The organism is Rhodococcus aetherivorans (assembly GCF_011058165.1).
Lineage (GTDB): Bacteria > Actinomycetota > Actinomycetes > Mycobacteriales > Mycobacteriaceae > Rhodococcus > Rhodococcus aetherivorans.
Genome location: NZ_JAALEG010000064.1, coordinates 26,348 through 37,966 on the forward strand (window position 1 = coordinate 26,348; position 11,619 = coordinate 37,966).

General features: G+C 70.3%; 9 protein-coding genes. 7 read left to right on the forward strand and 2 right to left on the reverse strand.

Going from position 1 to position 11,619, the window contains the following annotated elements:
• Positions 1–466 precede the first annotated feature (466 nt).
• Entirely contained in the window at positions 467–2,020 is a 1,554-nt protein-coding gene (locus tag G6039_RS21640) for an AMP-binding protein (RefSeq protein ID WP_006931227.1), read from the forward strand.
• A 32-nt stretch (positions 2,021–2,052) separates the two neighbouring features.
• Here the strand turns inward: G6039_RS21640 and G6039_RS21645 are convergent, their stop codons facing one another.
• Positions 2,053–3,099, reverse strand: a complete 1,047-nt coding sequence (locus G6039_RS21645) for a hypothetical protein (RefSeq protein WP_043796721.1) — start codon at positions 3,097–3,099, stop codon at positions 2,053–2,055.
• 192 nt (positions 3,100–3,291) lie between these two features.
• On the opposite strand from G6039_RS21645, the gene G6039_RS21650 reads away from it, so the two are divergent.
• Positions 3,292–4,506, forward strand: a complete 1,215-nt coding sequence (locus tag G6039_RS21650; protein ID WP_006931235.1) for a globin domain-containing protein — start codon at positions 3,292–3,294, stop codon at positions 4,504–4,506.
• Between the two features lie 8 nt (positions 4,507–4,514).
• Here G6039_RS21650 and G6039_RS21655 read toward each other — a convergent pair whose 3' ends face one another.
• Complete coding sequence (locus G6039_RS21655) at positions 4,515–5,675, reverse strand: FAD-binding oxidoreductase (protein ID WP_043796701.1); 1,161 nt, start codon at positions 5,673–5,675, stop codon at positions 4,515–4,517.
• Between the two features lie 242 nt (positions 5,676–5,917).
• Here G6039_RS21655 and clpB point away from each other — a divergent pair, with 242 nt between their 5' ends.
• The 5 genes from clpB to G6039_RS21680 form a co-directional block, all read left to right on the forward strand.
• The gene (gene clpB / locus G6039_RS21660; protein WP_043796703.1) at positions 5,918–8,473 is read left to right on the forward strand and encodes an ATP-dependent chaperone ClpB; all 2,556 of its coding nucleotides are present in this window, start codon (positions 5,918–5,920) and stop codon (positions 8,471–8,473) included.
• A gap of 77 nt (positions 8,474–8,550) precedes the next feature.
• Entirely contained in the window at positions 8,551–9,486 is a 936-nt protein-coding gene (locus tag G6039_RS21665) for a DUF5666 domain-containing protein (RefSeq protein ID WP_043796705.1), read from the forward strand.
• A gap of 30 nt (positions 9,487–9,516) precedes the next feature.
• Positions 9,517–10,176, forward strand: a complete 660-nt coding sequence (locus G6039_RS21670; RefSeq protein ID WP_029545443.1) for a type III secretion system chaperone family protein — start codon at positions 9,517–9,519, stop codon at positions 10,174–10,176.
• A 49-nt stretch (positions 10,177–10,225) separates the two neighbouring features.
• Complete coding sequence (locus tag G6039_RS21675) at positions 10,226–11,014, forward strand: SDR family NAD(P)-dependent oxidoreductase (RefSeq protein WP_043796710.1); 789 nt, start codon at positions 10,226–10,228, stop codon at positions 11,012–11,014.
• A gap of 108 nt (positions 11,015–11,122) precedes the next feature.
• On the forward strand, positions 11,123–11,619 hold a 497-nt coding region (locus tag G6039_RS21680; RefSeq protein ID WP_338148584.1), incomplete at its 3' end, for a LemA family protein.

Below are 11,619 nucleotides of genomic sequence, written 5' to 3' on the forward strand. Positions count from 1 at the left end.
GAGTGGACCCGCCGCAGCAGGGTATAAACCTTCGAGCATTCGCCGGTGTGCTCGCCCCGACGATGCAGATGCTGCCCTGTCTTCGGGCCCGGCGGCGTGCCTCCACCCGCCCGGCGGCGTTGCAGGGCAACCGCTCGCCCCCGAAACGGGTGAGCATCAGGCGCCACCCACGCTGTGTGAGATCGACCGGGTCGCGATCGGTGAACGTTCGCCGAGGCGATGCGCGTCGGCAGCGCGGCTCAGCGCGACCCGGCAACTGCTACGCCGAGACATTCGATCTCCGGATGAGGATCTCGACGTCGGCGTAGCGAGTGGTATCCGTCGACGAGGACCATCGGGATGCGACCGGACCGCGTCCGGAATGAAACATGTTCCAATTTCGGTGTCGATGTGGTTATGGTGACGAAGGCGGCGGCCCCGTCGCGCCCAGCTGCCGTCACGCCGCCCACGACCGGAAGGACGCTCAATGACCGAGGAGTACGCCGACCTGCATCGGCCCGTGTTCACCGCGGACCTGCTCATCACCGCCCTCGAGCGCAGCGCCGAGAAGCCGGCCCTGTACCTCGGCGACGTCGTGCTCACCGGCGGGGAGATGCGCGACGAGATCAGCCGGTTCGGGCAGGCACTCGCCTCGGTCGGGGTGGGGCAGGGATCGTCGGTGGCGATGCTGTCGAAGAACCGCCCCGAGGTTCTCATCTCGATGGGCGCGACGATGGTCGCCGGCTGCCGCAACAGCGCGCTCAATCCCATGGGTTCGCTGTCGGACCACCTCTACATCGTCGACGACGCCGCCATCGAGACCCTCATCTTCGATCCGAACCACTTCGAGGAACGCGCCGCCGAACTGAGGGCACAGGTGCCGACGCTGAAGAACGTCTTCTCCCTCGGCCCGTCGGAGGTCGGCACCGACATCCTCGCCCTGGCCGCACAGTTCACTCCGCAGCGGCTCGTCGCCGCGCCGGTGGCGGCCGAGGACACGTCGAGCATCGTCTACACCGGCGGCACCACCGGCAAACCCAAGGGCGTCATGGGCTCGTTCCGCTCCGGCGCGACGCTCACCCAGATCCAGATGGCCGAATGGCAGTGGCCCGACGAGCCGCGCTTCCTGATCTGCACGCCGCTCTCGCACGCCGGCGCCGCGTTCTTCGTCCCGACGCTGCTGCGCGGCGGATCCCTCTACGTGCTGCCGTATTTCGAGCCGGGCCTGGTGCTCGAGACGATCGAGAAGCACCGCATCAACGCCACCATGCTGGTGCCCACGATGATCTACCTGCTGCTCGACCACCCCGATTTCGACCGCCGCGACCTGTCCAGCCTCGAGACCCTGTTCTACGGCGCGTCGGCGATGTCCCCGGCGCGGCTGCGGGAGGGCATCGAGCGGCTGGGCCCGGTGTTCTTCCAGTTCTACGGGCAGAGCGAATGCGGCATGACCATCTCCGTGCTGCGCAAGGAGGACCACCTCGCCGACGATCCGGAACGCCTCGCCACGTGCGGGCGGCCGGTCCCGTGGCTCGACGTGCGACTGCTCGACGACGACCTGAACGAGGTGCCGCGCGGGGAACTGGGGGAGATCTGCGTACGCGGGCCGCTGGTGATGAAGGGATACCTCGGCAAACCCGCAGAGACCGCCGAGGCGCTGCGGGGCGGCTGGCTGCACACCGGCGACGTCGCCCGGGCCGACAAGAACGGTTTCCTCACCATCGTCGACCGCAAGAAGGACATGATCGTCACCGGCGGATTCAACGTCTTCCCCCGCGAGATCGAGGACGTCATCTCCGCGCATCCGGCGGTCGCGTCCGTCGCGGTCGTCGGCGTGCCCGACGCCAAGTGGGGTGAGGCCGTCAAAGCCTGCGTGGTGCTGCGCGACGGCCGGTCGGTCCGCGCGGAGGAGCTGATCGAGAGAGTCCGCGCCGCAAAGGGTTCGGTGCACGCACCGAAGTCGGTGGACTTCCTCGACGCGCTGCCGCTCACCCCGTTGGGCAAGCTGGACAAGAAGACCCTGCGTGCGTCGTACCGGTAGGCGGCTCCGCCGCCGGTGTGTCCTTTGGGCGGTCAGGGGGGCCCAAAGGAGACACCGGCAGCGCAGCTGCACCTGTTGTCGGCGCTGCGTCGCCACCCGAGCCGGACAAGGACGGTCTCGACCTCTTCGGCGACGCCGCACGGGTCCCGGCTGACCTCGTCGTAGCCGTACACCAGGCGGGACCGCCCGGCCAGTTCGGCGGCGTTGTCGCGGCGACGGTCCCGGAAGGCGACCTCCGCCATCGAGTGGAACCTGCGTCCGTCGAGCCGGACCGTCAACGCGGCACCGTGGCCGTCGTACGTGCAGTCCTCGTACAGTGTCCGCCCATCCACGACGACCGGCGTCTGTCGATGTGCGAGGGGAAGCCCGTGTCGTTGCTCCACCTCGATCGCGTAACGGAGTTCGAGCATCGACTGGACGCCGTCGGCGAGCAATCGGACCGCATCCTCGAGCGCCTTCCGGTATCGGAACGGGGTTCGTTCCTGCGTCCGCCGCCGGATCTCCGACAGCGGAATACGACTGTCCGTGACGATCCGGATCAACCGGATGTAGCCGTCGTGCGAGGTGGGCGCGGCCGTCGCCAGGTCGAGCGCGGTGTCGGCCCGGCCGGTGCGCGGGGGCATCGTCGGCACCCCGATGTGCGCATGGGCCCGGCTGCGGTGCACGATCACCCCCGGATGGAGCATCTCCCCGAGGTGCGGCAGCCGGATGCCGTGTGGCCTCGCCGTGGCGAAGGTGGCAGCCTGTCCCTTGGTCGACGATCCCATCGGCACGGTGACATGGACCGGTTCGAGTGGATCGTGGGGCAGCATCCCCCATTCCTCGGCGGCTGTGCGGTGACTGAGGATTCCGGCGTCACCGCAGAACGCGACGGCCGCGGCCAGTACCGCGGGCCGGGACAGCGGGCCGGTCGTCACCGAGTACACGCCACGGAGCACCTGCTGCCACCGCCCGTACTCGAGACGGTGCCGGATCCACGGCCACGTGTGTCCGTGATGTTCGAGCTGGGCGCGGGTGACGATGCCGTGCTGGAACGCGACGATCCGATCGAGTTCGGGCACGTCCGGAAGAACTGGCATGAAAGTCATGATTCGGGCGTGGATCGTCTCCGGAGGCCGGCAGAGGGCGAAGCGGCGCAATCTGTGGACGAACCGGGCGGGTGGGGATAACCCGGTGTGTCCTTTGGGCGGTCGGAGCCGCCCAAAGGACACACCGGCGGCGCAGCCGCCTATAGCGTGGGAGTGACACACCGGACACCCCTGGGAGGCGTAATGCTGTCAGTCGAGTCAGCCGACGTGGTGCGCGCGACCCTGCCGGTCGTCGGTGCTGCGATCGGCGACATCACCCCGATCTTCTACCGCCGTATGTTTGCCGCGCACCCGGAGTTGGAGCGGGACCTGTTCAACCGCGGCAACCAGGCGCAGGGCGACCAGCAGCGCGCCCTCGCGGGGGCGATCGCCGCGTACGCGACGTTGCTGGTCTCGGAGAACGTTCCGCAGCCGGACGATCTGCTCGCCAGGATCGCGAACAAACACGCCTCGCTCGGGATCATCGCCGACCAGTACGAGATCGTGCACAAGCACCTGTTCGAGGCGATCGTGGAGGTTCTCGGCGAGGCGGTCACGCCGGAGGTCGCGGCGGCGTGGGACGAGGTGTACTGGGAGATGGCGCGGGCCTTGATTTCGATCGAGGACGGACTCTACCGGGACGCGGGTGTGGAGCCGGGGCAGGTGTGGCAGCGTCTCGTGGTGACGCGGCGCGTCCAGGAGTCGCCGGACACGGTGTCGTTCGTGCTGGCGAATCCGGACGGGACGACGCTGCCGGCGGCCCGGCCCGGCCAGTACGTGTCGGTGGCGGTGCGACTTCCGGACGGCGCCCGGCAGATCCGTCAGTACAGCCTCACCCGAGCTCCGGAGCGCACCAGTTGGGGGATCACCGTCAAGGCGATCGGACCGAGCACGGCCGAGGACGGGACGGAGATTCCGGCCGGTGAGGTGTCGGTGTTCTTGCATCACAACGTGTTCGAGGGTGACGAGCTGGACGTGTCGCTGCCGTTCGGGGATCTGGTGCTCGACGACAGCAGCGACCCACTGCTGCTGATCTCGGCGGGCATCGGCTGCACACCCATCATCGGGATGCTGCACTATCTCGCGCGCACCGAAACCGACCGTTACGTCACGGTGCTGCACGCCGACCGGGCGCCGTCGCGGCACGCGCACCGGCAGGAACTGGTCGAGCTGGTCGACCGGCTGCCCGGCGCGAAACTGCACCACTGGTACGAGGACCTCGGTGTTCGGCCGGCTACCGACACCACCCGGCTCGGTCGAATCGACATGGACGAGATCGAAATCCGGCCGGATTCCCGGGTGTACCTGTGCGGTCCGCTACCGTTCATGGAGTCGGTCCGGACCTCGCTCCTGGCCCGTAACGTGCCGGAGGGCAACATCCGTTACGAGGTGTTCGGCCCCGACAAATGGCTGCCGTGACCCGCCGCCTACAGCGGGTCGAAGCTGATGTTCTGCCGCGGCGTGCCGCCGGCGGACAGTGCGTAGAGGGTGGTCTTGATCATCGACGGGGACCCGGCGATCTGGATCTGCCGATCGGCCCAGGAGCCGAACTGTGAGACCACCTTTCCCAGCTTGCCGTGCAGGGTCCGGTGCAGGCCCGGCGGCGGATCTTCCACGGGAACCGGGTGCCACCACGGGTTCTCGGTCTCCTCCACGACGGGCACGACCGTGAGCCACGGATTGGTGGTGGCCAGCTGCCACAGCGTCTGCAGGTCGTAGAGGTCGCAGGGGTACTTGCCGCCGAAGAACAGGTGCACACGCGGGTTGTCGCCCCGCATGCCCATCTCCATCAGTTGCGCCCGCAGCGGCGCGAGGCCCGTGCCGGAGGCGATCATCAGCACGTCCTCACCGCTGTCGCGGTCGACGTGCAGGCCGCCGAGCGGGGGCCCGATCACCCAGCGGTCCCCGACGGAGGTGTCGCCGACCAGTGCCGGGCTGACCCAGCCGCCGGACACGCGACGGACGTGGAACTCGATCTGGCCGTACGGGTTCGGGGGGATTGCCGCCGACAGGTACCGCCACATGTGCGGCCGCTGCGGGATCTGCACGCTCATGTACTGCCCGGCGTGGTACGGGATGGGCGAGTCCGTCTCGAGCCGGATGATCGCCAGGTCGGGCAGCACCCGTTCGTGGCCGACGACGGTGGCGCCCCACGCGGCGGGCAGGTCGTCGTCGGCGACGGCGTCGGCCATGGTCCCGACGAGCAGGTCGATCACCCGGGCCCAGGTGCGGTCGAGAGCGTCGGTCCACAGGATGGGCGGGGTGCACTCGCGCACGGCGGTGTGCAGGGCCCGGCCGGCGGCATGGAAGTGGTCGGGCCGGACGCCGTACTTGCGGTGGTCGCGGCCGAGCTGGGTGAGGAAGGCGGTGACGGTGTCGGGGTCGCCGAGCCGGTTGATCGCCCAGCCGACGGCGGTCGCGAATCGCTGCCGCATCGTCTCCATTCCCGCGGGGAACAGCTCGCGGATGCCGACGGTGTCGCTCCACAGGGCGGTGTAGAAGGCCGTGGCGAAGCGCTCGGCGCCGCCGGGAGTCGCGACGATCGACGCGAAGCTGAGCTGGACACGGGCGACGGCGAAGGCCTCCACGCACCCTCCCGCTCGCCGTCTCTGCTGGTCGGCCGCCACTGTAGTCCCGCGGCGGTGTTTCGGCCACAATCGACGTCGAGCGGCTCGATGACCCCCGCGATGTGCCGCAGGTCACACGACTCGATAAAGTTGAGCGGAACAAACTCAACTTTGGGGCCGTTGAAGCATGCGAACGCCCGCGGCGGGAGGCTGGCGGGTGCAGAATTGATACCAGCTCGCTCAATGAAGGGAAGGGGTTCGCAGTGGACTCGTTCAATCCCACCACCAAGACCCAGGCGGCGATGACGGCTGCCATGCAGTCCGCGTCCGCTGCGGGCAATCCGGAGATCCGTCCGGCCCACCTGCTCGTCGCGCTGCTCGACCAGACCGACGGCATCGCCGCGCCGCTGCTCAAGGCCGTCGGCGTGGACCCGACCGTCGTGCACCGGGAGGCGCAGACACTCGTCGACCGACTGCCCAGCGCCACCGGCGCCACCACCACGCCGCAACTCGGCCGGGAGGCCGTCGCCGCCCTGACCGCCGCGCAGCACCTCGCCACCGAACTCGACGACGAGTACGTCTCGACCGAGCACGTGCTCGTCGGCCTGGCCGGCGGCGATTCCGACGTCGCCAAGCTCCTCGTCGGGCACGGCGCCACCCCCGCCGCGCTGCGCGACGCGTTCACCACCGTCCGCGGCAGCGCCCGCGTGACCAGCCCGGACCCCGAGGGCACCTACCAGGCGCTCGAGAAGTACTCGACCGACCTCACCGCCCGCGCCCGGGAGGGCAAGCTCGACCCGGTCATCGGCCGCGACAACGAGATCCGTCGCGTCGTCCAGGTGCTGAGCCGGCGCACCAAGAACAACCCCGTGCTCATCGGCGAGCCCGGCGTCGGCAAGACCGCCATCGTCGAGGGCCTCGCCCAGCGCATCGTCGCCGGCGACGTCCCCGAGTCCCTGCGCGGCAAGACCGTCATCGCGCTCGACCTCGGGTCGATGGTCGCCGGCGCCAAGTACCGCGGCGAGTTCGAGGAACGCCTCAAGGCCGTGCTCGACGAGATCAAGGAATCGGCCGGGCAGATCATCACCTTCATCGACGAGCTGCACACCATCGTCGGCGCCGGCGCGACCGGCGAATCGGCGATGGACGCCGGCAACATGATCAAGCCCATGCTCGCCCGCGGCGAGCTGCGCCTCGTCGGCGCCACCACCCTCGACGAGTACCGCAAGTACATCGAGAAGGACGCCGCCCTCGAACGCCGCTTCCAGCAGGTGCTCGTCGGCGAACCCAGCGTGGAGGACACCGTCGGCATCCTGCGCGGGCTCAAGGAGCGGTACGAGGTGCACCACGGCGTGCGCATCACCGACTCCGCGCTCGTCGCCGCCGCCACCCTCTCCGACCGGTACATCACCTCCCGGTTCCTGCCGGACAAGGCCATCGACCTCGTCGACGAGGCCGCGTCCCGGCTGCGCATGGAGATCGACTCGCGCCCCGAGGAGATCGACTCGGTCGAGCGCATCGTCCGTCGCCTCGAGATCGAGGAGATGGCGCTGCAGAAGGAGACCGACGAGGCCTCCAAGGACCGGCTCGAGAAGCTGCGCGCCGAACTCGCCGACGAACGCGAGAAGCTGAACCAGCTCACCACCCGCTGGCAGAACGAAAAGACCGCCATCGATTCGGTGCGGGGGATCAAGGAGCAGCTCGAGGCGCTGCGCGGCGAGGAGGAACGCGCCGAACGCGACGGTGACCTCGGCAAGGCCGCGGAGCTGCGCTACGGCCGCATCCCGCAGCTGGAGAAGGAACTGGAGAAGGCCGCCGCCGCGTCCGGAGCCGCCTCCGACGGCGACGTCATGCTCAAGGAGGAGGTCGGCCCGGACGACGTCGCCGACGTCGTCGCCGCCTGGACCGGCATCCCCGCCGGCCGCATGATGGAGGGCGAGACCGCCAAGCTGCTGCGCATGGAGTCCGAGCTCGGCAAGCGGGTCGTCGGCCAGGACGAGGCCGTACAGGCCGTGTCGGACGCGGTGCGCCGCTCGCGGGCGGGCGTCGCCGACCCGAACCGGCCCACCGGCTCGTTCCTGTTCCTCGGCCCCACCGGCGTCGGCAAGACCGAGCTGGCGAAGGCGCTGGCGGACTTCCTGTTCGACGACGAACGCGCCATGGTGCGGATCGACATGTCCGAGTACAGCGAGAAGCACTCCGTCGCGCGGCTCGTCGGCGCCCCTCCGGGCTACGTCGGCTACGAGTCGGGTGGCCAGCTCACCGAGGCGGTGCGTCGCCGCCCCTACTCGGTGGTGCTGTTCGACGAGGTCGAAAAGGCCCACCCGGACGTGTTCGACACGCTGCTGCAGGTGCTCGACGACGGTCGGCTCACCGACGGGCAGGGCCGCACCGTCGACTTCCGCAACACGATCCTGATCCTCACCTCGAACCTCGGTGCGGGTGGCGACCGGGAGCACATCATGGCGGCGGTGCGGGCGGCGTTCAAGCCGGAGTTCATCAACCGGCTCGACGACGTGGTGATCTTCCACTCGCTGACCGAGGAGCAGCTCGAGCAGATCGTCGACATCCAGCTCGAGCAGCTGGCCGGGCGTCTGGCGGCCCGGCGGCTCGCGCTCGACGTGTCGACCTCGGCCCGGTTCTGGCTCGCCGTGCGGGGCTACGACCCGCAGTACGGTGCGCGTCCGCTGCGCCGGCTCATCCAGCAGTCGATCGGCGATCAGCTCGCCAAGAAGCTGCTGGCCGGGGACATCAAGGACGGCGACACCGTCTCGGTGGGCGTCAGCGACGACGGCGACCACCTCGTGATAGGCGCCTGACGCCGCCGGTGCGTCCTTTGGGCTGCTGTGCCAGCCCAAAGGACGCACCGGCGCGCAGCGCCTAACCTGGAGGGACCATGACGAACCCGCACGATCCGCGCACCCCCCAGGAGCGCGCCTACTCGCTCGACGAGGGGCGTGCGGACGACGCGCGCGCGACGGGCACCGGCCGCACGGACCCGGACGCCGACGACACCCGGGTCCTGCACACCGCCGACCCGACCGAGGCGTACGGCCGTCCGCCCGCCAACCCCACCCTGGTCTACCCGGCGTACGACCCCCGGTTCGATCCGACGGCGGCGCCGCCCAACCCGACGCAGGCGTTCGAGCAGCCCGGCTCCTACGGGCCCCAGCCGCAGTACACGCCGACCCAGCAGTACGCGCCGACCCAGCAGTACACGCCGACCCAGCAGTACACGTCGGCGCAGCAGTACCCGCACACCCAGCAGTACGGGGCGGCGCCACCCACCCCGCCGCACACCGGCGAGTACCCGGCGCTCGACGCGAAGCCGCCCCGGCGGCGCCGTTGGGGCCTGATCCTGCTCGCCGCGGTTGCGCTGATCGTGCTGGCCGGCTTCGGCGGCTATCTGCTCAGCGGCGGCAGCGGCGACGACCCGCAGCAGCGCAGCGCGGCGGCCCCGACCACCACGACCACGGTGCCCCGGCCCGCGCCCACGACGCCCGCGCCCACCACCGACCCGGCCGTGCCCGGCCTGCCGTTCGAGCAGCTGCCCGGCGGGCTCGGCGACGTCATCGGCGCGGCCGGCACCGTCGTCGGCACGATCACCGCCAACGACGGCACCTCCCTCACGCTCAGCGGCATGGGCGGCGCGAGCGTCACCGTGCGGCTCACGCCCGAGACGCAGATCATGTCGCTCGCGGGCTCCGATCCGTCGGCGCTGCGGGTCGGCGACTCGGTCGTCGCGCAGGGCTCGCCGTTGCGGGACGGGGAGATGATCGCCGACACTGTGGTCAGCGCGTCCCTGCCGTCCTTCGGCGGTCCGGGCAACTAGAACGCGATAGGCTGACCCTCGATGACGGTTATGTGGTTCGGACTGGCGGCGATCGCACTCGCGGGTGCGCTGGTGCTGCTCTACATCGACCGCACGCGCCGCGAACAGTCCGGCCGCGTGCGCGAGATCTGGGCGCGCGCCCAGGGCTACAAGTACAGCGCCGCCGACGACACCCTGCCCGGGCACTGGCACCGGGCGGCCCTGGCCAAGCAGGAGTATCTCGGCGCGGTGGACGTGGTCCACGGCATCCGCCGCGGCGAGGAGTTCATCCTCTTCGACATCGAGGAGACCGCGACGATCGTCGCGGTGCGCCGCAAGGTCGGCTCCGATGTCGACATCGACCTGCGCCTGAAGTCGACGCCGCCGCCGAAGGACTCGGACATGAACCTGCTCGGCGCCATCGGTCCGCGCATCGTGTTCGCCACCGACCTCGAGATCGCCCGCCGCATCTGTGACCAGCGCATGGTCGCCTACACCGAGTCGATCCCGCCGCACGTGCAGATGCTGTGGAGCGAGGGCGAATGGACCCTCGGCTCGATCCCCGTGGGCAGCACCGGCCGGGAATGGGACTCGGCCATCGAGACCGTCGCCCGGCTCTCCGGGATCCTGCACGTGCTGCCCCCGATCGTGGAGCCGCAGGAACTCGACCGGGTCGCGCACGACCCCGGCCGCCCCTCCGCGCGGCACTGAGCCCACCGCGTCACCGGAAGCGGCCGGCGCGCTGCGCTAGCTTTAGCCCATGACTTCCGCTGCCACCCGGCCCGTCGCCCTGATCACCGGCCCCACGTCCGGCATCGGCGCAGGCTTCGCGCGCGCGCTCGCCGGCAAGGGGTACGACCTCGTGCTCGTCGCCCGTCGCGAGGAGAGCCTGCGGTCCCTCGCCGACGAACTGACGTCGCGTTTCGGCACCACCTCGGAGATCCTCGCCGCAGACCTGGCCACCGAGGACGGCCGCGTCTCCGTCGCGCGGCGCCTCGCCGAGGGCGTGGAGATGCTCGTCAACAACGCCGGGTTCGGTACGTCCGGCGAATTCTGGACCGCCGACCCCGCTCTGCTGCAGTCGCAGCTCGACGTCAACGTCACCGCCGTGATGCAGCTGACCCGGGCCGCGCTGCCGCCGATGATCGCGGCAGGCAGGGGCAGCATCGTCAACGTCGCCAGCGTCGCCGGATTGCTCTCCGGGCGTGGTTCGACGTACTCGGCGAGCAAGGCCTACGTCGTCTCGTTCACCGAGGGACTGGCCGGCGGCCTTGCCGGCACCGGGGTGCGGGTGCAGGCGCTGTGCCCCGGCTTCGTGCACACCGAGTTCCACGAGCGGGCCGGGATCGAGATGAGCTCGATCCCGGAACTGATGTGGCTCGACGTGGACACGGTGGTGCGCACGTCCCTTGCCGACCTCGAGGCCGGCAAGGTGATCAGCATTCCGGGCCTGCAGTACAAGGTGCTCACGACGGTGGGCCGGCTCGTCCCGAAGAACCTGGTGCGCAGGGCGACCAACCTGGTCGGCCGCGGCCGGGGACGGACGTAGGCCCAGCGCAGGTAACGGTCCGGACACGGCGCGCCGACACGGCGCGTCGCGACTCGGGCGCCCCCGCGGGCCCGCGGTAGATTTCGCCCTGTGACGTCTGTGGCTCTTGTGATTGTCGTTGCGGTCGTGGTGGTACTGCTGCTGTGGACGCGCGCCGCCGTCCGCCGCCTCCGGGTGCTGAAGATGCGCCACCGCGACAGCCTGCGGCTGCTGACCAACGAACTCGACGACCGCTACGACCAGGTGCCCGCCCTCGTCGCGGCCTCCGCCGGCGCCGGCATGGACCGCAGCCGGCTCAGCCCCGTCGTCGGAGCCCGCTCCCTGGCAATCGCCATGCGCGACCAGCGGCTGCCCCTGGGCGAGCGGGCCGCGGCCGAGAACACCCTGTCGGCGGCCCTGCACGACCTGATCGGCGTCCTCGACGGCGTCAACCACTGGCCGTTCATCCGCGTCGCCCGCGAGTTGCAGACCCGCGAGCAGCGCATCGCCGGGGCCGCCCGCGTCCACAACGACCTCGGCCGCGCCATCAACACCGCGACCACCACCTTCCCGGCCTCGGTGTTCGCGCGCCTCGCCGCGGTCGGACCCGTCCCGCTGTTCGAGGT